The following is a 22,086-nucleotide window of genomic DNA, read 5'->3' on the forward strand; positions in this document are numbered from 1 at the left end:
CACGCTCTCAGATACAGCAATGAAGCTACTCTGCTGCGACCGTGACGCCCATGGAACGTGCCGTGCCGGCAACGATCTTCTTGGCAGCCTCGATGTCATTGGCATTGAGGTCCGGCATCTTGATCTCGGCGATCTTGGTGAGCTGCTCCTGCGTGAGCTGGCCGACCTTGTCGCGCTGAGGAACGCCAGAGCCGCTCTTGATGCCAAGCTCCTTCTTGATGAGCTGGGCTGCGGGCGGGGTCTTGCAGATGAAGTCGAAGGAACGGTCCTCGTAGACCGTGATCTCGACCGGGATGATGTCACCCATCTTGTCCTGCGTGGCAGCATTGAATGCCTGGCAGAACTGCATGATGTTGACCTGTGCTGCGCCCAGAGCGGGTCCTACTGGAGGAGCAGGGTTTGCCTTGCCAGCAGGAATCTGGAGCTTGATGAAGTGCGTGACTTGCTTCTTCGCCATGCTAGTCTCCTGATTCAGAAACGGATACGTGCTATTTCACAACGCAGCTGCCGAGAAGCTTCCTCACCGAACGGTGCCGCGCAGCGATGCCTTAGATGCTTGCAATCTGGTCGAGCGTGAGCTCCACCGGGGTTTCGCGACCGAAGATCGTGAGCATGACCTTGACCTTGCTCGCGTCTGCATCGATCTCGGAAATCTGGCCATCGAAGTCTGCAAGAGGACCGGAGATGACCTTGACGGACTGGCCGACCTCGAAGGACGAGGCTACACGCTTCGGAACGACCTCGGTCGGTGCGTTCGGCGTGCGGCGCATGATCTTGTTGTACTCGGAGCGGCGAAGAGGTGCCGGCTTGGAGCCATCAAGACCGACGAAGCCGGTTACGCCCGGCGTGTTCCTGACGACAGTCCAGGTATTGTCGTCCATCTCCATGCGGACAAGGACATAGCCTGGGAAGACCTTGGATTCCTTGGTCTCGCGCTTGCCGCCTTCCTTGACTTCGGTGACTTCCTCGACAGGAATCTGGATATCCGTAATCCTGTCCGTCATGCCGAAGGTCTCGACACGGTGCTCGAGATCGGTCTTTACCTTGTTCTCGTATCCCGAGTAGGTATGCACGACATACCAGTGCTTTGCCATCTCTACCCCCTCAGGCCCGTGAAGCCGACCATCAGAGCGACGACGCCCGTATCGACGAGCCAGATGCAGAAGCCGAAGACGATCAGGAAGACCGTGACGGCGACAGTGTAGTTCTTGAGCTCCTCGCGGGACGGCCACACGACACGATGCATTTCAGCCTTGACTGCCTGGAAGTAGGAACGGACGCGTCCCGGCTTCTTTGCAGCCTTTGCCGGCTTCGTCTCCTGCGACTTGGCAGAAGCATCAGCCTTCTTTGCATCGCCTGTGGAAGCGACGGATGTGGCGTGCGCCGCCTCAAGCTCTGCACGCTTCTGTGCACGGGCCTGGCGTGCGGACCTCTTCTGGCGCTCCTTCTTAGCCATGCGCTAACCCTTCAGATCAAAAGAACCTTATTACATGGAAACCGACTACCCCGTAAGGGATAGTCGGTGGAATTGCTGGCAGGCCAGGAAGGACTCGAACCCTCAACAAACGGTTTTGGAGACCGCCGCTCTACCATTGGAGCTACTGGCCTATGACTAACCCTATTTTAGCGGGTTTCCTTGTGCAGCGTGTGCTTGCGGCACCACGGGCAATATTTCTTCATCTCAAGTCGATCAGGGTTGTTCGACTTGTTCTTCTTCGTGGTGTAGTTGCGGCGCTTGCACTCAGTGCATGCAAGGGTAACCAAAGTACGCATTGATCCTCCTGAATACTTGTCATAGCCGAGACGCCCTCGACCATGACGCGGTGGACTACGTTACCATCCCTAGGTCGATTCTGTCAACTACCGATAGGAACTCTCAGACCGCTGCACAGAATGTGCATATAACTGGGTCTGATGGTGCTTGCATGAAAAGACCCGGCACCCCGAGGGGCACCGGGTCAGAAAGCCTCGTCAGTTAGATCTACTCAACGATCTTGACGACACGGCCATCGGCAACGGTGTGGCCACCCTCGCGGACTGCGAAGCGGTCGCCCTCCTCCATTGCGATGTGGTGGATGAGCTCGACGTTGATCGTCGTGTGGTCACCCGGCATAGCCATCTCGACGCCCTCGGGGAGCGTGATGGTGCCCGTGATGTCGGTCGTACGGAAGTAGAACTGCGGACGATAGTTGGAGAAGAACGGCGTGTGACGGCCGCCCTCGTCCTTGGTCAGAACGTAGACCTCAGCAGAGAACTTGGAGTGCGGCTGGACGGAGCCCGGCTTGCAGATGACCTGGCCACGCTCGATGTCCTCGCGCTTGATGCCGCGGAGCAGGATGCCCACGTTGTCGCCAGCCTCGCAGAAGTCCATGGTCTTACGGAACATCTCGATGCCGGTTGCGGTCGACTTCTGGGTCGGCTTGATGCCGACGATCTCGACCGGCTCGTTGAGCTTGAGCTCGCCACGCTCGACACGGCCGGTTGCGACGGTACCACGGCCAGAGATGGTCATGACGTCCTCGATAGCCATGAGGAACGGCTTCTCGTTGTCGCGCTGCGGCGTCGGGATGTACTCATCGACGGTGCGCATGAGCTCGCGGATGGACTCGACCCACTTCGGATCGCCGTTGAGGGCGCCGAGTGCAGAGCCACGGATGATAGGAATGTCGTCTCCGGGGTAGTCGTACTCGGAGAGAAGGTCACGGGTCTCCATCTCGACGAGGTCGATGAGCTCCTCATCGTCGACCATGTCGCACTTGTTCAGGAAGACGACGATGTACTTGACGCCGACCTGACGGGCAAGGAGGATGTGCTCACGCGTCTGAGCCATCGGGCCGTCGGTTGCAGCGATGACGAGGATTGCGCCGTCCATCTGAGCTGCGCCGGAAATCATGTTCTTGACGTAGTCAGCGTGGCCCGGGCAGTCAACGTGTGCGTAGTGACGCTTCTCGGTCTCATACTCGACGTGAGCGACGGTAATGGTAATGCCGCGCTGACGCTCCTCGGGAGCCTTGTCGATGTTCTCGAAGGCCGTGTAGTTTGCCTTGCAGCCCGGGGTCTCAGAAAGGACCTTGGTGATTGCTGCGGTCAGGGTCGTCTTACCATGGTCAACGTGGCCGATGGTACCAATGTTTACATGGGGCTTAGTGCGCTCGAACTTTTCCTTGGCCATTGCCGTCCTCCTTCAAAATCGACCACTTGTTGGTCGGTCTTACCTGATAATACCCTCTTATATGCTTAGCGGCGCCCAAGGGCGCCGCGGAAGCTCTGGTAGCGGTGACTGGATTCGAACCGGTGACATCGCGGGTATGAGCCGCGTGCTCTAACCAGCTGAGCTACACCGCCATATGCCTGAATCTGGAGCCCGCGACCGGATTTGAACCGGTGACCTCTTCGTTACCAACGAAGTGCTCTACCGACTGAGCTACACGGGCATGGTGGGGATGCTTGGACTCGAACCAAGGAACTCAGAGAGAGCGGATTTACAGTCCGCCGCAGTTGCCGCTGTGCCACATCCCCATACCGTTTTCAAGCGTTGCTGCGAGCCTGTGCTCCCCGTCAGCGGAAAAGATAGTACGACGTCCCCAAATTCATGTCAACATAATCCACCCAGCCGGGCGTAACTCCCCCACGATTCCTGCACAACTGCGAGAGATCCCTGTACGAGCGGAGTGATCTCCAGAGCAGACGTGCCGTTGCTTGCTACCCCATCTGACCTGCTGTTTTTTCGGGATACGCCCATAGCGGCCTATGCTTTTCGTCTCTTCTCTGCTGACGGCACCCATTCCATTGACCACACAGAACCGCTCGCCAAATCCGTCAGCGGTGCTCTGGCAACGGCCTCTCAATGCAGAATTCCTTCAAAAGATTTGTAAACTTGCAATCGGCAGTATGTCCACGCGCTCTGGCGCTGGCGCCTGTTCTTGCTGGCGCCTGTTCTTGCAGAGCCGGCTTCGATTTCGGCGGGATCCTGCTGCAAAACTGCTAACAGCCTACGTGGATCAGCATCTTCCAATCGTTCAGAGATTAAAAAAGCAGGCCACGAATTCATATCGTGGCCTGCTGCTTTATCGTGGAGCCGGTAGAGGGAGTCGAACCCACAACCCACAGTTTACAAAACTGTTGCTCTGCCATTGAGCCATACCGGCGTGGGAATGATATTACCCCTAATGGCTCAGCATTTTCCAGAGCTTCGCGCGCATTTCCGGAGAAATCCGGTCCTCTACCGTCATCTTCTGGGGCTTGAGCTCGCCACGGACCGTCTCTACCTCGCGGTCCACCCGCTCGATCTCATGCACAAGCAAAGCCGACGAGATGCGCGTGACCTCGCCCGGGCCGAATCCTGCGGTCGCCCGAATCGTATTGTCCGAGGTGACGAGACTCACCGGACGTCCTGCGACACGCGCCTCGGTGACGAGGCGCTCTATCACGGTATCGGCGCTCTCCCCTGCGCGGGAGAACATGATCTCTATGCCTGCCTCATGCGTCGCATTCCTCGTGGGAGCGGGATTCTGCGCTCCGTCGAAGACGACGACCGCGTCATAGCGTCCCTGGGCAAAAGCTGCGACATCCGTGATCAGGGCCTCGCGTGCCCGCACAAAGGGATCGGTGTCAAAGTGCTCAGGATCGGTATGTTCGTCGATCAGCCCTTCATAGCGAGGGGTTGCCCCGAGCACGTTGTAGCCATCGACGATGAGGAGCTCATGATGGGAACGGGAGCTCACGCGTTGCCACCTGGCTCTTCCGTACGCTCCATATCGCGGCGCAGCCACTCGTAGCAGAGCACGGTTGCTGCCTGCGCGACATTGAGCGACTCCACATGTCCTCTCTGGGGAAGCCTTACGGCGAAGTCGCACTTCGAGAGCACGAGATGGGAGATGCCAGAGCCCTCCGATCCCATGACAAGGCAGATGCGACCCTCGAGCGGGGCATGCCACACGTCCTCTTCCGCATGCTCTGTCGCAGCGCAGCACCAGAACCCTGCGTCCTTGAGCTCTTGCATGGCCTGGACGAGATTCGGCACCTGAGCGACCGGGATATGGAGCAGGGCTCCTGCCGATGTCTTCATGGCACCGACGCCGACCTGGGCGGCACGGGCATTAGCGATGATCACGCCGGCAGCACCTGCGACCTCGGCGGAGCGGACGATGGCGCCGAAGTTGCCTTCGTCCGTCACGTGGTCGAGGAGGACGACGAGCGCCGGCCCCTCGCCTGCGCGATTGATGATGTCACGGACGCTTGCATAGGCAAACGGTGCGCACTTCACCATGATTCCCTGGTGTGCCCCATGGGACGACCTTGCATCGAGCTCGCGGTGCGAGACCTCCTCGATGGGGACATTGGCTGCCTCGAGCCTGCTCATGAGCTCCTGGAGCGAAGCATCGCCGTCAGGGGCAGACACATAGGCACGTGTAAGCTTGACGCCGGTATCGAGCGCCTCGGCGACAGCGCGCCTGCCCTCGATCATCAGCATGTCGGAGCGCACAGGAGCCGGACGCTGCGGCCTTCCTGCGCCTCTGCCACGGCCACCCTTCTGCCCGCCGCGGGAATTGCGGCTCTTGGGGCTTCTGTCCTGGGACATCTTTCCGATATAGCCGCCCTGTCCTCGGTATCCGCCCTGGCCCTTTGCGCCTCGGCGGGAAGAGGAGCCCTGGTATCTTCTGTCTGCCATGTGCTAGTCCTTCTTTGTCAGGCGCGTGCCTGCCGCGGTGTCTTCGAGAACGAGGCCGAGCGACGTGATGCCGTCACGGATGGCATCGGCGACGGCCCAGTTCTTTGCCTTGCGGGCAGCGGCACGGGCCTCGATCAGGGCGTCAGCAGCCTCCTCGGGGCTTGTGCCCGCATATCCTGCTTCCTTCTTTGCAAGGTCGACAAGCTCTGCCGGCAGGCCCTCCTCCTCATCTGCAGCAAGGTTGATGCCGAGGACGCCCGAGAGCTCCTCGAGCGCATCAGCTGCACGAAGCGTCGCTGCCGTCGAGATGTCCTCTCCTGCCTTCGTGAGGTAGGTATTGGCTGCGGTCACGAGGCCGAAGATGGCAGCAAGGCCGCCTGCGGTATTGAAGTCGTCATCCATCTGGGCCGTGAACTCGGCCTGTGCCTCGCGCACGGCGCGCGTCAGCTCGTGGTCTGCATCATTGAGCTCGCCGTCTTCCGGCGCTGCCTTGGCAGCCCACCTGAGGTTCTTGACGCAGCTCTTGAGACGGTCGAGCGTGCCGACCGAGCCCTCGAGACGCTCGAACGAGAAGTCGAGGGGCGAGCGGTAGTGGGTCTGGAGCATGAGGAGACGAAGCGCGTCTGCAGGATACTTGTCGAGCACTTCCTTGAGCGTGTAGAAGTTGCCAAGCGACTTCGACATCTTCTCGCCGTCGATCGTGAGCATGCCGGTATGCATCCAGACGTTTGCAAGCGGCGTGTGCCAGTTGCACATGCACTGTGCCGTCTCGTTCTCATGATGCGGGAAGATGAGGTCGGAGCCGCCGCCGTGGATATCGATGGGGACGCCGAGATAGCGGTGGATCATAGCGACGCACTCGGTATGCCAGCCAGGACGGCCATTGCCCCAGGGGCTCGGCCAGCTCGGCTCGCCCGGCTTCGCTGCCTTCCAGAGCGCGAAGTCGAGGGGATCCCTCTTCTGCTCGTTCTCCTCGATGCGGGCGCCGCTCATGAGCTCGTCGACATTCCTGCCGGAGACGATGCCGTAGTTCGTGTCGGAACGGACGCTGAAGTAGACGTCTCCCGAAGGCACGGCGTAGGCATAGCCCTGGTCGATCAAGCCCTGGACCATCTCCTGCATCGCAGCGATCTCGCGCGTGGCGCGCGGACGGATGTCAGGATCCAGGATGCCGAAGCGGTGCATCTGCTCGATGAAGGCCTGGGAGCACTCCTCTGCCACCTCGGCAGCGGTCCTGCCCTGCTCATTGGCACGGTTGATGATCTTGTCGTCGACGTCGGTCAGGTTCTGGGCGAACGTCACGGCGTAGCCCTTGTAGGTCAGATAGCGCCTGATCACGTCGAAGCAGAGGAACGTGCGTGCATTGCCGATATGGATCTGGTCGTAGACCGTGGGGCCGCAGACATACATGCGGACCTTGCCCGGCTCGATCGGCTTGAACTCCTGCTTCTTGTGCATCTGGCTGTTATAGATAAGCATCTGCGCTTCTCCTCTGCTGGATCCAGGCTCCTCATGCACCTTGGCCGAGGTTCCTGCGTGTCAGGATATTGTAGGTGCGGCTACTCCTGCGTACAAGGCCGCTCATTCTCGCTGCCCTCGAGCAGCACGACCGCCCAAGCTTCCATGCCTTCCTCGCGGCCGACAAAGCCGAGGCGCTCCGTCGTCGTCGCCTTCACGCCGACATGGTCAGGCGAGACGCCCAGGGCAGAAGCCATACATCGGCGCATCTCGTCCTTGTAGGGAGCAAGCTTCGGTGCCTGCGCTGCAATGGTCGTGTCGGCATCCACAAGCTCGAAGCCCTCGTCGCGCATGAGCTGAGCGACCCGCTCCAGAAGCTTTATCGAATCTGCTCCCTCATAGGCCGGGTCTGAGTCCGGGAAGAGCTGGCCGATATCGCCTGCGCGCATGGCACCGAGGATGGCGTCCATCAGGGCATGCACGAGCACATCGGCATCCGAATGTCCATCGAGCCCACGTGTGCTCGGGATGTCCACGCCACCCAGGATGAGCTTCCTGCCTTCCTTGAAGCGGTGCACATCGTATCCGTGTCCTATACGAAGCATCAGGCTTCCCCCTTCGAGGAACTCTGCCGCCTCTCGTCCTGCCAGGAGCAGAGACGCTGGTCGAGGATGGCCTCTGCGAGCGAGAGGTCTTCCGGCACTGTGACCTTGAGGTTCGAGCGCGGCGACTTGACGCAACGGATGGCTCCGCCATAGTGCTCGGCCAGGCTTGCGTCGTCTGTGCCGACGTATCCTTCCTTGGCTGCCGCCTCGTGGTACATGATGATGCGCTGGCGGCGGAAGATCTGGGGCGTCTGCACAGCCCAGAAGAGCGAGCGGTCAGGCGTGCTCATGACCATCTCGTGGTCCACGATCTTGAGCGTATCGGTCGCAGGATGGGCGCAGACGACGCCTGCAAGCTCAGGTGCGCACCGAAGATGCGCAAGCGCATTCTCAATCGTCGCCCCCGTGATCAGGGGGCGCGCGCCGTCATGTATTGCGGTATAGGCAAGCTTCGGGTCCTGTGCAAGCACGCCGAGCCTGCTCGATTCCTGGCGGGTGGCACCGCCCTCGACAATCTTCAAGGATGTCGCGATATGGACCTTGCCCAAGATTGCCTCGGCCATCTCGTCTTTCCTGCCTGGCGGGCACACGACGACGATCTGTGCGCAGGAAGGCGCCTCATCGAAGGCAAGGACCGACCAGGCGACAAGCGGGAGGCCGCAGAGCTTCACGAACTGCTTGCCCTCTGAAGCGCCGAAGCGGGTACCCGAGCCTGCGGCCACGATCACGGCCGCGCAGTCATGGCCGGCTGCCGCCGTGCCGATGAAGGACGCCTTCGTGCCCACCTGGGTGTCGAGAACGAAGCAATGGCCGCTCATGCGCGCTTGCCCCACATCCTGTAGAGGCTGTCCGCAAGGATCGTCGGGTTCTTGACGCCGATGCTGTCGAGCCTCGAGGGGTCTTCCTCGATATCGTCCATGAGCTCCTGGAGAGAACCGAACTCATCGACGATCTTGTCTGCCATGCCTTCATGCACGACAGAGACGCGCGAGAGGGTCCTGAGTCCCAATGGTGTCATGATCGAATCCTCGCCACGGTCGTCGTAGCCCAAGATCGAGGCGATGCGCTTCGGCGAGCGCAGGTCCTTGTTGTTCATCGCATGGAACTTGGCACGGATCGCCTTTGCGTTCTCTTCGGAGGAGTCGAGCGCATAGTCGCGGATCATGAGGTCATATTCCTCATCCATGTCGCCCACGAACTCGTCGCGCTGCATGTCGACGGTCTTGCCTTCGGAGCCAAGCTCGTCGATGCACTTCTGCAGCTGCCCTGCAGCGGTCATGAGCACCTCGAACTGGTAGAAGACCTCCGTGATGTCGCCGAGCGTCACATAGTTGTCAAGCTCGAGCGTCGTGAGACGCAGGAGCGAATGGTCGAGCTGCTGGCGCGTGTTCTGGAGCGTCACGAGCAGCTGGTTCACCGTGCTCATGATCTCTGTCACGGTCCTGAGCTGGAAGCGATAGCCGTTCACGAAGACGGAGACCACATGCCTGCGCTCGGAGACGGAAATCACGACAGCCTTCGTGAGCAGGCTCATGCGTGCCGCCGTGCGGTGGCGCATGCCGGTCTCGGACGTCGGAAGCGACGGATCGGGGTCGAGATGGAAGTTCGCGCGGTAGATCTGCGTGAGCCCCTTGTCGACGACGATGGCGCCATCCATCTTCGCGAGCTCGAACACGCGGTTTGCCGTGAACGAGATATTGAGCGGGAAGCCATCGTTTCCTGCTGCAAGCACGGCATCCGTGTCGCCCACGCAGATGAGGGCGCCGAGATTGCCGGCGATGATCATATCGAGAGCAAGTCGCAGGGAGGTGCCAGGGGCTGTGGCCTTCACAGCCTCCTTGATGCGCTCATCCATGCTCTTTGCGCCTGTCTGGGGCTGGGCCTCCGGACGGCTTGGTTCGGTTCCCTCGGCTTCCATTGCATCGACCCCTTCGCTTGAAGTGCGGACCCGACTCTTTCGTCCGCTACATCATCTTCAGTGTATATGACCGAAGCGGACCGAAGCCCCCAGAACTCGGAGCTTCGGTCCGCATCGAAACATTTGCGCCTTATTCAGGACAGCGGCCCTCTTATGCACCTGCTGTCTCGAGGCCGCTCCCTGCATCTGTCGGAGCCGACTCGGGCAGAGACCAGCTCTCGTGTGCCTGCGGGCCGTCCATGTGGACGCGCTCCATCGGTGCAGGAATCTCCCCCTGGGTCTTCGTGAATGTGAGCTCATCTCCCGCAGCATCCACCTTCACGATGTCGCCGGCAGCCCACTTGCCTTCGAGGAGCTCCTCTGCAAGAGGATCCTCGATCATGGTCTGGATGGCACGACGGAGAGGACGTGCACCGTAGATCTTGTCCGTACCGCGCTTGGCCACAAGGTCGCGCGCTGCATCGGTGAGCTCGATCGACATGCCGTTCGCAATGAGGCGGTTCCTGAGGTCGGAGACCATGAGGTCGACGATGCCACGCAGCTGCGGGGTCGTGAGCGACTTGAAGACGACGATCTCGTCCACACGGTTCAGGAACTCGGGACGGAAGAGCTTCTTGAGCTCGCCCATGACGCGGGAGTGGATCTCCTTGTCGGAAAGGCCATTGGAGTCTCCCGCGAAGCCGAGCGTCGTCGTCTGCGCGATATCCCTGGCGCCGATGTTTGACGTCATGATTATCACGGTGTTCGAGAAGTCGACCTTGCGGCCCTGCCCATCCGTCAGCCTGCCTTCATCGAGGATCTGGAGCAGGATATTGAAGACATCGGGATGCGCCTTCTCGATCTCGTCGAAGAGCACGACGGAGTACGGACGCCTGCGCACGGCCTTCGTGAGCTCGCCGCCCTCGTCGTAGCCCACATATCCTGGAGGGGCACCGACAAGCTTCGATACCTCATGCTTCTCCATGAACTCGGACATGTCGAAGCTGATGAGGGCATCCTCGGAGCCGAACAGGAACTCGGCGAGCGCCTTGGCAAGCTCGGTCTTGCCGACGCCGGAGGGGCCGAGGAAGATGAACGAGCCGCCAGGGCGCCTCGGGTCCTTGAGCGGGCTCCTGCTCCTCCTGATGGCGCGGGCAACAGCAGAGACTGCCTCGTCCTGGCCGATGACACGCTCGTGGAGTGCATCCTCGCAGCGCAGGAGCTTCGAGGCCTCTGCCTCCGTGAGGTTCGAGACGGGGACGCCCGTGATATCGGAGACCACGTCGGCAATGTCCTTCGCCTCGACGGTCACGACATGCTCTTCGAGCTGCTTGTGCCAGGTCTCCTCGAGCTCGTCGCGCTTCTGCGTGAGCTCCTTCTCCTGGTCGCGGTAGCGTGCTGCTTCCTCGTACTCCTGGGTTGCGGCAGCCTTCGCCTTCTCCTGCTTGACGCGGGCAAGCTCCTCGTCGACCTTCGCGACCTCAGGCGGCAGCACCATCTTGTGCACGCGGGTGCGCGCACCTGCCTCGTCGATCACATCGATCGCCTTGTCCGGAAGATAGCGGTCCTGGACATAGCGGATCGAGAGCTGCACCGCTGCCTCGAGCGCCTCGTCCGTATAGTGGACGTGGTGGTGCTTCTCGTAGCGGGACTGCAGTCCCTTCAAGATCTTGAACGTGTCCCCAGGCGAAGGCTCGCCCACGAAGACCGGCTGGAAGCGGCGCTCGAAGGCGGAATCCTTCTCGATGTGCTTGCGGTACTCGTCGACCGTCGTGGCACCGATGACCTGGATCTCGCCACGGGACAGCGGCGGCTTCAGGATCGAGGCGGCATCGATGGAGCCCTCGGCAGAGCCGGCACCGATGAGGGTATGGATCTCGTCGATGAAGAGAATGTCCTGCTTCGACTCCTCGACCTCGTTGATGACCTTCTTCAGGCGGTCCTCGAACTCGCCACGGTACTTGGAGCCTGCGACGAGCGCTGCGACATCGAGCGTCCAGATCTGCTTGTTGCGCAGGATATCAGGCACGTTGCCGGCGCAGATGAGCTGCGCCAGGCCTTCGGCGATAGCGGTCTTGCCGACGCCCGGGTCGCCCAGGATCATCGGGTTGTTCTTCTGGCGGCGTGCGAGCACCTGCATGACGCGCTCGATCTCGCGGTCGCGGCCGATGACAGGATCGAGCTTGCCATCAGCGGCAAGCTGCGTGAGGTTGCGGCCGTACTCCTTGAGAAGCGAGCCTTCCTGCTGCTGTGCGCCTCCTCCGAAGAGCTCAGGCCCGATGCGTACGCCTGCAGCTTCTGCAGCCTGCTGCGACTGCGGCTCTGCGTCCTTCATGAGCTCGTCCACGGCATTCCTCACGGCATCCCCTGAGATGCCCATGCGGGAGAGCGCCTCCATTGCGACGCCGTTGCCTTCGGAGACGATGCCGAGAAGCAGGTGCTGCGTATCGATATACGTCTGGCCGTGGCTCATTGTCTCGCGGTAGGCATCCTCGAGCACGCGCTTCGCACGCGGCGTGAACGGGATGTGGCCGCCAGGGATGGGCTCGGAGTCATCCTTCGTGATCTCCTTCACGGTCTCGAGCGTCTCCTCGTAGCTCACATCGAGCTGCGCGAGCGCCTGCGCGGCTATGCCATCGCCTTCCTTGATGAGGGCAAGGAGCAGATGCTCGGTGCCGACATACATCTGGCCGAGGCTCTTTGCCTCGTCCTGGGCAAGCGACATCACCTTCCGCGCCTTGTCGGTGAATTTCTCGAACATGTTGGGTCCAACCACCCCTTGTGCATAAGGCCCTGCAGAAGGCTCTCTCCTGCAGGGCGCCGTTTGATTGTCCTTTCTGTACCCACGAGCTCGAATGCTCAATCGCGCATGCCTTCTCCTCAGAAAATTCCTAGCCCGCATATGGCATTTATGAGGAGAGGGAAGGAGAAGCTATGCCAGAGCGACCGGGAAGCGCCTCACGCTCTTTCCCAGAACCTGCTCCAAGGCCCGTACGATTGCCTCATGGTCGAGGCCCTGGTGAAGCCCGCTCACGCCGATGACGGCAGTCAGCTCGCCGTCCGCATAGATCGGGAAGGCCCCTGCCGAGACGAGGCGCTCAGGCGCCTCTGCAAAGAGCGCATCCAAGCCCTCCCCTTCTTTCAGCGCCTCGATCTGCCGGAAGCAGCTTGCATGTCCCGTGGCGAGCGTCTCTGCAATCTTTCCTGCCGCGAAATCGAGGTTCCTTGTCCCTTTGTCGTCGGGCAGCCACTGGAAGACGACCTCCGCATCCGCTGCGCGCACGATCTGCACGACATAGGTCTCCGAGAACTCCTTCTCGAGCCCAGCCAGCGCACATCCAAGCTCCAAGGCAGCAGCCGAATCGAAGCTCTCCTTGTAGCGGAGCACCTGCTCCTGCTCGAGGAGCATCTCCTCGCATGCGGCTGCCTCGCGAGGCGCGACCTCAGGCATCTTCCCCATCGTTTCCTCCTCGAAAGACAAAAGCGCGGCAGGTAGCCAACCACCTGCCGCGCTTCCATTCTCATATGGCCTTAGAGCCTATGCCTCAGTGTCCTCGGCGGGCTTTGCATAGATGTCGCCGACAGGGGCGATGGCCTTCATCGCCTCGAGGACGGACTCCATGCAGGCATTCATGTCCTCGCCGTTGAGCTCGGCGCCGCGCTCCATGACAGCACGGTCGCAGCCGGCAGCGAAGCGCTTGTCCTTGAACTTCTTCTTGAGCGACTTGAGCGGCATGTCTGCGACAGAGCCGGAGGGACGCATCTTGGCGGCAGCCTGGATGAGGCCGGAGAGCTCGTCGGTCGCGAAGAGCACGCGCTCCATCTTGAGCTCAGGCTGGGGCAGCTCGTCGTTGTTGTCTGCGTTGTGCGTCATGATCGCATGCGCAAGCTGCGGCGTGGCGCCAGCTTCGGCCAGGAGCTCAGCCGTCTTGACCGTGTGGTTGGTGACAGACGGGAACTTCTCCCAGTCAAGATCGTGGAGAAGGCCCACGATGCCCCAGAAGTCCACATTCTCCGGGTCGTACTGCTCGGCAAAGTGGCGCATGAGCCCCTCAAGCGTCTCGCCGTGTTCGATGTGGAAGGCGTCGTCGTTGTAGCGCTTCAGAAGGTCGAGCGCCTCATCGCGCGTGATGCCCGCCGTAAGCGTGCCGGACATATCGGCCGCGATGGCAGCCTTGGCAGCCTCAGAGAGGCCCTCCGGCTCCTCTGCGGACTCTTCTGCAGGTGCTTCCTCTGCCTTTTCCTGAGCCTCAGCATGAGCGGCTTCGTCCGCCTTGCGGTCTGCCGTGGCGCCGTCCTCGGCGTTCTTCGCGAGGGCATCGACGGAGGCGGCAGCGTTGTCCGTCTTGTCAGGCAGCTGCGAGGCGATGTCTTCCTTCGTGATCGTCTCGGGCTTCATCTGCGGGAAGAGGAGGACATCGCGGATAGCCGGCTGGTCGCAGAACAGCATGATCATGCGGTCGATACCGTAGCCGATGCCGCCTGCAGGAGGCATGCCGTACTCGAGAGCACGCACGTAGTCGTAGTCATAGCCCATGGCCTCGTCGTCGCCGAAGTCCTTGGCAGCGACCTGCTCGGCGAAGCGGCCTGCCTGGTCGACCGGGTCGTTGAGCTCGGAGAAGGCGTTGGCGTACTCATGGCCGCAGATAACGAGCTCGAAGCGGTCCGTCAGGCGCTTGTCCTCGTCCTTGCGCTTCGAGAGCGGGCTCACCTCTTCAGGGTAGTCGCAGACAAACGTCGGGTTCACGAGCGTCGCCTCGCCGAGCTCGTCGTAGATCTCGAAGAGGAGCTTGCCGGCGCCCCAGTCCTTCTGCCATTCGATGCCGTGGGCGTCGAGGATCTCGCGCAGATGCTCGACGGGCGTATCCATATCGATGTGCTCGCCCACGACCGAGGAGGCCACCTCTGCCAGCGGGATGGATTTCCAGGTGCCGGACATGTCGATCTTCTGCCCCTGATAGGTGATGATCTCCTTGCCCTCTTCGCAGCCCAGGATCTCGCGGGCAATGGTCTTGAAGAGGCCCTGCGTGAGCTCCTTCATGCCTTCGAGGTCGGAGTAGGCGCAGTAGGCCTCCATGGAGGTGAACTCGGGATTGTGCGTGAGGTCCATGCCTTCGTTCCTGAACTGGCGTCCGATCTCGAAGACACGCTCCATGCCGCCGACGATGAGGCGCTTGAGCGGCAGCTCCGTCGCGATGCGCAGGTAGAAGTCACGGTCGAGCGCGTTGAAGTGCGTGACGAACGGCTTTGCGTTCGCACCGCCCAGAATCGAGTGCATGACAGGCGTCTCGACCTCGAGGTAGCCATCTGCCTCCATGTAGCGGCGGATGAGGGAGATGATGGCAGAGCGCCTGCGGAAGACCTCGCGGACCTCGGGGTTCATGATGAGGTCGACATAGCGCTGGCGGTAGCGGACCTCGCGGTCGGTGAGGCCGTGGAACTTCTCGGGAAGCGGGCGCAGGCTCTTGGAGAGGAGCGTGAGCTTCGTCGGCGCGACGGAGAGCTGTCCCCTCTTCGTGCGGACGACGGCACCCGTCGCCTCGACGATGTCGCCGAGGTCGAGCTCGCCCACGAGCGGCCAGGACTCGCCGAGCGTGTTCACGCGGCAGAAGAGCTGGATCTGGCCCGTGACATCCTCGAGCACGATGAAGGCGATCTTGCCCTGGTTCCTGAGCGCACGGATGCGGCCGGCGACGGTCACGACGTCTGTCGTGTCCTCGCCTGCAGCGAGGCCTGCATACTTCTCCTCGATGTCCTTTGCATGGGCATCGACGTGGCTTTTGATCGGGTAGGGGTTGATGCCGGCTGCAATCAGCTCCTGGCGGCGTGCCCTTCTCTGTGCGCGCTCATCCAAGAGCGGTGCATCCTGCGTGCGTGCCTCTTCTTCCTGCATGGTGTGTATATCTCCTTCAACATGAAGCACCCCGGCCCCATGGTGTCCCATGGGTTCGGGGCGCAGCGAATCCTATCTGTGCATGCCTTAGCGCGTGACGTTCGTGATCGTGTACTCGCGCACCTTGCCGGAAGGCGAAGAGAAGGAGACATGGTCTCCCACCTCATGGCCAATGACGGCAGCTCCTGCAGGGGACTCGTTCGAGATCTTGTGCTCGAGCGAGTTGGTCTCCGTCGTGCCCACGATCGTGAAGGTCGTCTTCTTGCCCTTGGCATCCGTGAGCTCGACCGTGCAGCCAATGGAGACTTCAAGGCCGTTGGCAGCGTCGATCACCTTGGCAGTTGCAAGAATGGTACGAATCTCGTTGATGCGGGAGGCGTTCTTTGCCTCCTCTTCCTTTGCATCGTCGAACTCCGAGTTCTCGGAAAGGTCGCCGAAATCGCGCGCAACTTTGATGCGCTCGACGATTTCGTCGTGCTTCTCGCCTTCACGGTAGGCAAGCTCGTCGACAAGCTTCTGACGGCCCTCAGGGGTCAAGGTGATTGTGTTTTCCATGCTCTGCTTTCTCACGACCTGGTGCAAGGACTGGTCCGGCGGGACCTGGGGGCGAAAAGGGATTACTCGAGCTTTGCGCCGCACTTGGAGCAGAAGGCGTTGTCTGCCGGGTTCTTGGTACCGCACTTCGGGCAGAACTTCACGTTCTCGTCAGCGGCATCGGCGTCAGCATCGGCATCCTCGATCGAGGCCTCGGTCTCGGTAGCCTTCTTCTCGTCGTCCTTGCCTTCGTCGCCCTCCATGCCCTCACGGACATTCTTGACGGTCTTGCCCAGGGCGCTGCCAAGCTTCGGAAGGTTCTTGGGTCCGAAGATGAGCAGGGCAACGACCAGAATAACGATGATTTCCAAAGGTCCGAGGCTCATGCGTTCCCTCTCTTTCACGCTCCGGCTCTTCCGGAGACATTGCTACAAGCACCATAGTATAGCCACGAAGCTGCATATCCGCACCAGAAAGCGGCTCCGAGTCATTATACGCACAGAAACATTCTGCACGAATTGGTACTATTCATGTTGCAGGACAGGCTCAATGTAGCACGCTCGCAATTGAGCGACCGATACAAGAAACCTATCATGCCATCTATAGTTTGGATACCACAGAGCAGGAGCTGACGCAATGGGACAAGAGGCCGCAGGCAAGCGCGATGCCGTGTTCTTCGACCTGGACGATACGCTCTATGACCAGGCGCAGCCCTTCGCATATGCCGTGGAAAAGGTCGTAGGGCCCATTCCCCATGCCACGGCTGCAGACCTCTTCGATACGAGCAGGCGCTACTCCCAGGAAATCTTCTCGGCACTCCGAAACGATCAGCACCCGACCCGCGAGATGTATATCCGCCGCATGCAGAGGACGCTTGCGACCTACGGCGTCACGATCGACGAGAAGACAGCGCTTGCCCTCCAGCATGTCTATGGGACACAGAGCAAGGCTGCCATGAAGCTTGCCCCCGAGATGGAGCGCACGCTCGACTGGTGTGCCGTCCATGTCAGATGCGCTCTTGGCATCATCACGAACGGCCGCGAGGCGCCGCAGCGCCAGAAGATCGAGATCTTGGGCCTTTCCCGCTGGATCTCATCCGACAACGTCTTCATCTCCGACGCTGTAGGCACGGCCAAGCCTTCGCCTGAGATCTTCGAGATGGCCCTTGCACATGCAGGTGCAGACCCCACACACTCGCTCTATATAGGAGACGCCTTCCCGATCGATGTGCTCGGCGCCCACTCCGTGCATATGCCGGTCGTCTGGTTCAACCACAGGCTGCGCCGAGCACCCTCAGACCAGTTCCCGGCAGAGCATGAGGTGCACACGGTACAAGAGCTCGAGGAGCTTGTGAAAAGAATCGTGCCATAGCGACGGGGACCGGAAAGCCAAGCCTTCCGGTCCCCGTCTCCCCATATCTCCCCTGCTCGGGATTCCTACTCAGAATCCTCTGCGTCGAAGTCGTCGTCTTCGTCCGCGTCAGCGAACCACAGATCGTCGAAGTCGCTCGAGACCTGGTCGTAGTCCGCATCCGGGATCTCTGTCACATAGAAGTCTCCGTCGTCCGTCTCGTTGTAGACGTAGAGGTAGACATCTTCCGGGTGCGTCTCGGGAGAGAGCGCCACATACTCGCCGTCGCCGCTCTCGAATACGCCCAGGACCTCGCACTCTTCGGAGGTTCCATCTTCGTAGTCAAGCGTGATGAACTCGACCTCATCTTCGTCAGCCATGGACTATCCTTTCGCTCGGCTGCATGAAGGGCAGCTAGGCAGCCCCTTCGGGACATATCAAGTGTAGCCGCAGCACTTCTGTACGAAAGGTCCTATCCCTTGAACGGCACCCTCTCACGACGGACGGTTGCCGCGCGTCTTGTTGTAGCCCCGCTCATAGGCACCGGTGGCTGCGATTGCCGTGCGTTCGAGATCGTCGAGCGTGTGGTAGCCCGAGCCCTTGAGGGCGATCATCCTGATCTCGAAATGCGCCCCGTGGACATAGTCGGCATAGACATCGCCATTGCCCTTGCCCGTGAGATGCTGGTTCACGCGCGAGATCACGTTGTGGGCCTGCCCGACATAGCATCTCCCGTCATCCGTGTTCGTGAAGATGTAGATGCCGGCAAAGTCATGGGAAAGCACATCGCTTCTGCCCCGCGTGCCTCCTCCATTGCGCATATGGAGGAACTGCTCGGGCGTCAAGGCTTTGGCACCCCGCGAGAGCCGCTTTATCTTCCGCTTTGCCCGTGTGCGGAAGAGCACGGTCCCTGCCGCCCAGACGAGGAGCACGAGGGCAAGCGCAAGAAGGCAGGGCTTTGCCAGCACGTCTGTCGCAACCTCCGCCTCGGCAAGCCACGTCTCCGCATCCGCTGCTTTGGGATAGCTTTCCATCAGCTGCACGAATGCAAGAAATGCTCCTGCCGCCCAGAGGACGAGCAGGAGCACAAGGACACGCATTGCGAAAGAGCGTTTCTGACGTCTTCCCATCAGTCGCACGCGAGGTCCAGGAAAGCCCTCGTGCGGGGATCTTTCGGATGCTCCATGACCTCGTGGGGCGTGCCATCCTCGACAATCTGCCCATCGAAAAGAAGGCAGATCCTGTCGGAGACCGTCTCGGCAAAGCCCATCTCGTGCGTGACGATCCCTACCGCCATGCCCTCTCCCGCAAGCTGGCGGATGAGGTCGTGCATGTCCTTCGTGAGCTTCGGATCGAGGGCGCTTGTCGCCTCATCGAAGTACATGACCTCGGGGTTCATGCAGAGGGCGCGGGCAATGGCAACGCGCTGCTGCTGGCCGCCCGAAAGCTCGCACGGCACGGCACCTTCCCTGCCTTCGAGGCCAAGCCTTCCCAGAAGGTCTTCCGCTTCCCGCCTGACCTCGTCCTCTTTTCTGTGCTGCACGATCAAAGGGGCATCCATTACATTCTGGAGGACAGTGCGGTGCGGGAAGAGGTTGTAGTCCTGGAAGACAAGTCCGAAGCGCATCCTCGCCTCACGCATGGCTGCCTTGTTGTAGACCGCCTTCTCCGCTCCTTCGCAGACCACGGCATCCCCGTAGGCGATGCATCCTGCATCGAGGGTCTCCAAGAGCGTGAGGCAGCGAAGCATCGTGGACTTGCCGGCACCGGAAGGGCCGATGAGCGACACGACCTCGCCACGGCCGATCTCGAAATCGACGCCGTGCAGGACCTCCTTGTCTCCGAAGGCCTTGCAGGCTCCGGAGAAGCTCACTGCGATATCGCTTCTAGTCATGGTAGTAGTCCATCTTCTTCTCGATGCGGCGCATCACGAACTCGATGAGGAGGCAGGTGACCCAGTAGAAGAGTGCCGCAATGGCAAAGGGTACCATGCTCCTCTGGCTCGCGACGAGGGCGCGGCTCTGCGTGAACATCTCCGCCACGCCGATGGAGAAGGCAAGGGACGTATCCTTCACGAGCGTGACGACCTCGTTGCCCATGGCAGGAAGGATGCGCTTGAACATCTGCGGCAGGATGATGCGGAAGAAGGTCTGGGAGTGCGTGTAGCCCAGGACCTCTGCTGCCTCATACTGTCCGCGCGGAATGGACTGGATGCCAGCACGGTAGATCTCTGCGAAGTAGGCCGCATAGTTCACGATGAAGGCAATCATGCAGGCTGTGAACATGTAGTCCGTGCCCGTCGAGAGGCCGAAGCCGTAATAGGGCAGGAAGAAGACCGCAAACATCTGGAGCATGAGCGGGGTGCCGCGCATGAGCGAGATGTAGAGCTTCACGATGAAGGAGAGCGGCTTTATGTGGGAGAGCCTGCCCAGGGCCACAATGATGCCAAGAGGGATGGAACCCAGAAGCGTCAGGGCAAATATCTCGAGCGACGTGACATAGCCCGTCCCCAGAAGCCCCACCATCGTAGAGAGATCCAAGATCATCACCTTGCACACAAGGCCGCATGCAGCGCATGCTGCATGCGGCTACCAGCTGACAGAAACAGATATGCCTATGCCTTCGGCAGGCACCAGGCCGTATAGGAGACGCCCTGGTCTGCGTACTTCTCGCAGACCTCCTCGACCTTGCCTTCGCTGTCGAGCTTCTGGAGGTCGGCCTCGACGGTCTTGGCAAGAGCCTCGCCAGCATCGTCCTTCTTGAAGCCAACAGCGAAGTGCTCGGAGTTCAGCGCCTCGTCGAGGATCTTGTAGCTCGTGTCGTCGCCTATGTTGTAGACAGCGACCGGATAGTCGACGGCCAGTGCATCATAGGTGCCCTGCTGGAGCATCATGAAGGCCGTGTTGTACTCGCCGATCGTATCGAGCTTTGCAAACGTCTTGCCGAGGTCCGCCTGGTCGCCGCCGTCGACGAGGAGGTAGTAGGCAGCAGAGTCCGTCTGCGTCGCGACATTCTTGCCTGCAAGGTCGGCGAGGCTCTCGATGCCGGAGTCGGCGCGAACGACCACGACCTGGCGGTTCTCCATATAGGGATCGGTGAAGGCGTAGTCGTCCTCGCGCCCCTCGATCGTGAAGCCGTTCCAGATGCAGGTGATCTGGCCAGCATTGAGCATTGCGTCCTTGGAGTCCCAGTTGATGGGCGTGGGCTTGAACTCCCAGCCCTCCATATCGCAGACTGCCTGAGCAAGATCGATATCGAAGCCGGTCGCTGCGCCGTCGTCGCCGATGTAGCCATACGGCGGGAACTCCTGATCGAAGCCCAGGACAAAGGGGCCCGTGAAGCTCGAAGAGCTGGAGCTCGGGCTCGAAGAAGACGAGGACGAAGAGCTGTTTCCGCAGGCAGCAAGAGATGCGAGCGCTGCAAACGAAGCGCAGCTTCCTGCAAGGCCAAGGAACTGGCGGCGGTTCATGGTGGACATGGTCTCCCCTTTCATATGCGGCAGCAGCCTGCCGACCCGTGCGGAACACTTTAGCACAGTAAAGTGCCAGCAGCCCATAGGACAGCATCAGTTCACCTATATGAAATGTGATACGGAGCCCAAAGGCACAAGGAGGCCAGCTGCAGCCACCCCAGCTCTTTGGCCATAAGACAAGACCTCGTTCTGCTTCATCATTGACCCGCTCGTACCACCATCCGGAAGGAGGGCTGATGGCAGAGATGAAGGCAGAACTGCCTGACGATGAGGTGGCTGCCATCTAGAGATGTGCAGAACACGATGGCAGATCGGCCTCGGACTTCATGCGCGATGATGTCCTCGAGGGAATCGAGGACGCAGAGGATCTGGCTGCGCTTCGCGAGGCGCTTGCCCAGGATGACGGAACACGCTATTCCCCTGAGCAGGCCCTGCAGGAGCTGGGTATGCATTGATGCATTGCGCCCTGTGGCTGCACATGGCAGAATCCAGGCCATCCCCCCGCTGCCAGCTCTGCCAATTCTTCAGCCTCGCCTCTCGGCATCTCTCCCGTAGCATCTATGGAAGAGCTCCCTGCAGCTGCCCTGCTTTCGGCAGGGGCTTACAGCAAACCATTCAGGAGAATGGCGCTACCGCGTAGGTGACTATCGCATCATCTGTTTCATCGAACAAGAGATTCTCACAATCGAGGTGATTGCGATTGATCGCAGAAGTCGCATATACCGTTCAAAGTAGCTCCCAGCCATTATAGAGCCGCATATACTCGCTTGCTAAAATCTAGTTAAAATTTGGCCAGCCTGAGCACCCGTCAGGCTGGCCTCATGCCGAGCAGATAACCCCTCTGTCAGTTAATTCGTCCAGTACCTACATTTATATGTGTTGATGGTGCCCTGCCAGCCACCATGCCATCCACGAGTACCCGATATAAGATCTACTGAGCTCAGTCCATAAGAATTTCTAAAGTACAGATTCTTGTAGGTTACATCATACTTTGGATCAACTGGCCCAGCGCTCAAAGGAGTAAAGGACTTATAAGTGTCCTCGACTTCCGCTATGAGCGTAGCGCGGAGCGATTCATCATCTGGCGTTTTCCACTCCCCTTCTACTGCTAGAGCGCCAGCCCCTGCAGGGATAACACCCAATGACAGTGCCAACAACGCTGCAACAGCCTTCTTTCCGAATCTCATACTGCTCCTCCTTCGCCAG

At 60.5% G+C, this 22,086-nt stretch carries 24 protein-coding genes, 5 tRNA genes and 1 pseudogene; 3 read left to right on the plus strand and 27 right to left on the minus strand.

The genetic code is table 11. The features are described from left to right. Window positions 1–25: 25 nt before the first annotated feature. From rplK to tatA, 21 genes are all read right to left on the minus strand, one after another. A complete protein-coding gene (gene rplK / locus VXJ24_RS07350) occupies window positions 26–457 on the minus strand; it encodes a 50S ribosomal protein L11 (protein WP_330972282.1) in 432 nt (143 codons plus the stop codon). 91 nt (window positions 458–548) lie between these two features. Next, entirely contained in the window at window positions 549–1,094 is a 546-nt protein-coding gene (gene nusG, locus VXJ24_RS07355) for a transcription termination/antitermination protein NusG (RefSeq protein ID WP_330972283.1), read from the minus strand. A 2-nt stretch (window positions 1,095–1,096) separates the two neighbouring features. Then, complete coding sequence (gene secE / locus VXJ24_RS07360) at window positions 1,097–1,456, minus strand: preprotein translocase subunit SecE (RefSeq protein WP_330972284.1); 360 nt, start codon at window positions 1,454–1,456, stop codon at window positions 1,097–1,099. A gap of 76 nt (window positions 1,457–1,532) precedes the next feature. After that, window positions 1,533–1,608, minus strand: a tRNA-Trp gene (locus tag VXJ24_RS07365). Between the two features lie 15 nt (window positions 1,609–1,623). Further along, window positions 1,624–1,773, minus strand: coding sequence for a 50S ribosomal protein L33 (gene rpmG, locus VXJ24_RS07370; RefSeq protein ID WP_330972285.1), 150 nt, complete (start codon window positions 1,771–1,773; stop codon window positions 1,624–1,626). Between the two features lie 208 nt (window positions 1,774–1,981). Next, window positions 1,982–3,172 (minus strand): elongation factor Tu, encoded by a 1,191-nt coding sequence (gene tuf, locus VXJ24_RS07375; protein ID WP_330972286.1) that lies wholly within the window; start codon window positions 3,170–3,172, stop codon window positions 1,982–1,984. Window positions 3,173–3,268: 96 nt separating this feature from the next. Then, window positions 3,269–3,345: transfer RNA gene (locus tag VXJ24_RS07380), tRNA-Met, on the minus strand. A gap of 13 nt (window positions 3,346–3,358) precedes the next feature. Next, a tRNA-Thr gene (locus tag VXJ24_RS07385) sits at window positions 3,359–3,434 on the minus strand. Between the two features lies 1 nt (window position 3,435). After that, window positions 3,436–3,519: transfer RNA gene (locus VXJ24_RS07390), tRNA-Tyr, on the minus strand. Between the two features lie 554 nt (window positions 3,520–4,073). Beyond that, window positions 4,074–4,148: transfer RNA gene (locus VXJ24_RS07395), tRNA-Thr, on the minus strand. Window positions 4,149–4,166: 18 nt separating this feature from the next. Next, window positions 4,167–4,724 (minus strand): NYN domain-containing protein, encoded by a 558-nt coding sequence (locus tag VXJ24_RS07400; protein ID WP_330972287.1) that lies wholly within the window; start codon window positions 4,722–4,724, stop codon window positions 4,167–4,169. Further along, window positions 4,721–5,671: a 23S rRNA (guanosine(2251)-2'-O)-methyltransferase RlmB gene (gene rlmB, locus VXJ24_RS07405; RefSeq protein WP_330972288.1), complete on the minus strand. Its 951-nt coding sequence runs from the start codon at window positions 5,669–5,671 to the stop codon at window positions 4,721–4,723. Before rlmB ends, VXJ24_RS07400 begins: the two co-directional genes overlap by 4 nt. A gap of 3 nt (window positions 5,672–5,674) precedes the next feature. Continuing rightward, window positions 5,675–7,150, minus strand: a complete 1,476-nt coding sequence (cysS, locus tag VXJ24_RS07410; protein ID WP_330972289.1) for a cysteine--tRNA ligase — start codon at window positions 7,148–7,150, stop codon at window positions 5,675–5,677. A gap of 80 nt (window positions 7,151–7,230) precedes the next feature. Beyond that, on the minus strand, window positions 7,231–7,734 hold the full coding sequence (gene ispF / locus VXJ24_RS07415; RefSeq protein WP_330972290.1) for a 2-C-methyl-D-erythritol 2,4-cyclodiphosphate synthase: 504 nt from the start codon (window positions 7,732–7,734) through the stop codon (window positions 7,231–7,233). After that, on the minus strand, window positions 7,734–8,552 hold the full coding sequence (ispD, locus tag VXJ24_RS07420; protein ID WP_330972291.1) for a 2-C-methyl-D-erythritol 4-phosphate cytidylyltransferase: 819 nt from the start codon (window positions 8,550–8,552) through the stop codon (window positions 7,734–7,736). The genes ispF and ispD overlap by 1 nt, the downstream gene beginning before the upstream one ends. Continuing rightward, entirely contained in the window at window positions 8,549–9,589 is a 1,041-nt protein-coding gene (gene disA, locus VXJ24_RS07425; RefSeq protein WP_330972349.1) for a DNA integrity scanning diadenylate cyclase DisA, read from the minus strand. Before disA ends, ispD begins: the two co-directional genes overlap by 4 nt. 214 nt (window positions 9,590–9,803) lie before the next feature. Continuing rightward, entirely contained in the window at window positions 9,804–12,392 is a 2,589-nt protein-coding gene (locus VXJ24_RS07430; protein WP_330972292.1) for an ATP-dependent Clp protease ATP-binding subunit, read from the minus strand. 171 nt (window positions 12,393–12,563) lie between these two features. Beyond that, window positions 12,564–13,091: a heme-binding protein gene (locus tag VXJ24_RS07435; RefSeq protein WP_330972293.1), complete on the minus strand. Its 528-nt coding sequence runs from the start codon at window positions 13,089–13,091 to the stop codon at window positions 12,564–12,566. 78 nt (window positions 13,092–13,169) lie between these two features. Continuing rightward, complete coding sequence (gene lysS / locus VXJ24_RS07440) at window positions 13,170–15,524, minus strand: lysine--tRNA ligase (RefSeq protein WP_330972294.1); 2,355 nt, start codon at window positions 15,522–15,524, stop codon at window positions 13,170–13,172. A gap of 87 nt (window positions 15,525–15,611) precedes the next feature. Beyond that, window positions 15,612–16,079, minus strand: a complete 468-nt coding sequence (gene greA, locus VXJ24_RS07445) for a transcription elongation factor GreA (protein WP_330972295.1) — start codon at window positions 16,077–16,079, stop codon at window positions 15,612–15,614. A gap of 62 nt (window positions 16,080–16,141) precedes the next feature. After that, window positions 16,142–16,462, minus strand: coding sequence for a twin-arginine translocase TatA/TatE family subunit (gene tatA / locus VXJ24_RS07450; protein WP_330972296.1), 321 nt, complete (start codon window positions 16,460–16,462; stop codon window positions 16,142–16,144). 232 nt (window positions 16,463–16,694) lie between these two features. Between tatA and VXJ24_RS07455 the strand changes: the two genes are divergently transcribed. Then, entirely contained in the window at window positions 16,695–17,429 is a 735-nt protein-coding gene (locus VXJ24_RS07455; RefSeq protein WP_330972297.1) for an HAD family hydrolase, read from the plus strand. A gap of 65 nt (window positions 17,430–17,494) precedes the next feature. Here VXJ24_RS07455 and VXJ24_RS07460 read toward each other — a convergent pair whose 3' ends face one another. From VXJ24_RS07460 to VXJ24_RS07480, 5 genes are all read right to left on the minus strand, one after another. Then, entirely contained in the window at window positions 17,495–17,788 is a 294-nt protein-coding gene (locus tag VXJ24_RS07460) for a DUF1292 domain-containing protein (protein WP_330972298.1), read from the minus strand. 114 nt (window positions 17,789–17,902) lie between these two features. Then, window positions 17,903–18,508 carry a GIY-YIG nuclease family protein gene (locus tag VXJ24_RS07465; protein WP_330972299.1) on the minus strand — a complete coding sequence of 202 codons (606 nt, stop codon included), beginning with the start codon at window positions 18,506–18,508 and terminating at the stop codon, window positions 17,903–17,905. A 29-nt stretch (window positions 18,509–18,537) separates the two neighbouring features. Beyond that, window positions 18,538–19,302 (minus strand): amino acid ABC transporter ATP-binding protein, encoded by a 765-nt coding sequence (locus tag VXJ24_RS07470; RefSeq protein ID WP_330972300.1) that lies wholly within the window; start codon window positions 19,300–19,302, stop codon window positions 18,538–18,540. Further along, entirely contained in the window at window positions 19,295–19,948 is a 654-nt protein-coding gene (locus VXJ24_RS07475) for an amino acid ABC transporter permease (protein WP_330972301.1), read from the minus strand. Before VXJ24_RS07475 ends, VXJ24_RS07470 begins: the two co-directional genes overlap by 8 nt. A gap of 74 nt (window positions 19,949–20,022) precedes the next feature. Continuing rightward, entirely contained in the window at window positions 20,023–20,886 is an 864-nt protein-coding gene (locus tag VXJ24_RS07480; RefSeq protein WP_330972302.1) for a transporter substrate-binding domain-containing protein, read from the minus strand. Window positions 20,887–21,182: 296 nt separating this feature from the next. Here VXJ24_RS07480 and VXJ24_RS11490 point away from each other — a divergent pair. Beyond that, window positions 21,183–21,335: pseudogene (locus tag VXJ24_RS11490) on the plus strand (DUF6290 family protein); the annotation flags it as partial. Window positions 21,336–21,459: 124 nt separating this feature from the next. After that, window positions 21,460–21,615, plus strand: coding sequence for a type II toxin-antitoxin system RelE family toxin (locus VXJ24_RS11495; RefSeq protein WP_430623815.1), 156 nt, complete (start codon window positions 21,460–21,462; stop codon window positions 21,613–21,615). Between the two features lie 113 nt (window positions 21,616–21,728). Here the strand turns inward: VXJ24_RS11495 and VXJ24_RS07485 are convergent, their stop codons facing one another. Further along, entirely contained in the window at window positions 21,729–22,067 is a 339-nt protein-coding gene (locus VXJ24_RS07485; RefSeq protein ID WP_330972303.1) for a hypothetical protein, read from the minus strand. Window positions 22,068–22,086 lie beyond the last annotated feature (19 nt).

Origin of the sequence: Olsenella kribbiana (assembly GCF_036408795.1) — a bacterium.
Lineage (GTDB): Bacteria > Actinomycetota > Coriobacteriia > Coriobacteriales > Atopobiaceae > Olsenella_L > Olsenella_L kribbiana.

What these genes read in the sequence shown, in the direction of transcription:
- VXJ24_RS07435 (WP_330972293.1), bottom strand. Translation starts at nt 13,091, where the DNA reads ATGGGGAAGATGCCTGAGGTCGCGCCTCGCGAGGCAGCCGCATGCGAG.
- ispD (WP_330972291.1), bottom strand. Translation starts at nt 8,552, where the DNA reads ATGAGCGGCCATTGCTTCGTTCTCGACACCCAGGTGGGCACGAAGGCG.
- tuf (WP_330972286.1), bottom strand. Translation starts at nt 3,172, where the DNA reads ATGGCCAAGGAAAAGTTCGAGCGCACTAAGCCCCATGTAAACATTGGT.
- cysS (WP_330972289.1), bottom strand. Translation starts at nt 7,150, where the DNA reads ATGCTTATCTATAACAGCCAGATGCACAAGAAGCAGGAGTTCAAGCCG.
- VXJ24_RS07455 (WP_330972297.1), top strand. Translation starts at nt 16,695, where the DNA reads ATGGGACAAGAGGCCGCAGGCAAGCGCGATGCCGTGTTCTTCGACCTG.
- VXJ24_RS07470 (WP_330972300.1), bottom strand. Translation starts at nt 19,302, where the DNA reads ATGACTAGAAGCGATATCGCAGTGAGCTTCTCCGGAGCCTGCAAGGCC.
- secE (WP_330972284.1), bottom strand. Translation starts at nt 1,456, where the DNA reads ATGGCTAAGAAGGAGCGCCAGAAGAGGTCCGCACGCCAGGCCCGTGCA.
- lysS (WP_330972294.1), bottom strand. Translation starts at nt 15,524, where the DNA reads ATGCAGGAAGAAGAGGCACGCACGCAGGATGCACCGCTCTTGGATGAG.
- rpmG (WP_330972285.1), bottom strand. Translation starts at nt 1,773, where the DNA reads ATGCGTACTTTGGTTACCCTTGCATGCACTGAGTGCAAGCGCCGCAAC.
- ispF (WP_330972290.1), bottom strand. Translation starts at nt 7,734, where the DNA reads ATGCTTCGTATAGGACACGGATACGATGTGCACCGCTTCAAGGAAGGC.
- VXJ24_RS07485 (WP_330972303.1), bottom strand. Translation starts at nt 22,067, where the DNA reads ATGAGATTCGGAAAGAAGGCTGTTGCAGCGTTGTTGGCACTGTCATTG.
- nusG (WP_330972283.1), bottom strand. Translation starts at nt 1,094, where the DNA reads ATGGCAAAGCACTGGTATGTCGTGCATACCTACTCGGGATACGAGAAC.
- VXJ24_RS07480 (WP_330972302.1), bottom strand. Translation starts at nt 20,886, where the DNA reads ATGTCCACCATGAACCGCCGCCAGTTCCTTGGCCTTGCAGGAAGCTGC.
- VXJ24_RS07465 (WP_330972299.1), bottom strand. Translation starts at nt 18,508, where the DNA reads ATGCGTGTCCTTGTGCTCCTGCTCGTCCTCTGGGCGGCAGGAGCATTT.
- disA (WP_330972349.1), bottom strand. Translation starts at nt 9,589, where the DNA reads ATGGATGAGCGCATCAAGGAGGCTGTGAAGGCCACAGCCCCTGGCACC.
- rplK (WP_330972282.1), bottom strand. Translation starts at nt 457, where the DNA reads ATGGCGAAGAAGCAAGTCACGCACTTCATCAAGCTCCAGATTCCTGCT.
- greA (WP_330972295.1), bottom strand. Translation starts at nt 16,079, where the DNA reads ATGGAAAACACAATCACCTTGACCCCTGAGGGCCGTCAGAAGCTTGTC.
- VXJ24_RS07430 (WP_330972292.1), bottom strand. Translation starts at nt 12,392, where the DNA reads ATGTTCGAGAAATTCACCGACAAGGCGCGGAAGGTGATGTCGCTTGCC.
- rlmB (WP_330972288.1), bottom strand. Translation starts at nt 5,671, where the DNA reads ATGGCAGACAGAAGATACCAGGGCTCCTCTTCCCGCCGAGGCGCAAAG.
- VXJ24_RS07460 (WP_330972298.1), bottom strand. Translation starts at nt 17,788, where the DNA reads ATGGCTGACGAAGATGAGGTCGAGTTCATCACGCTTGACTACGAAGAT.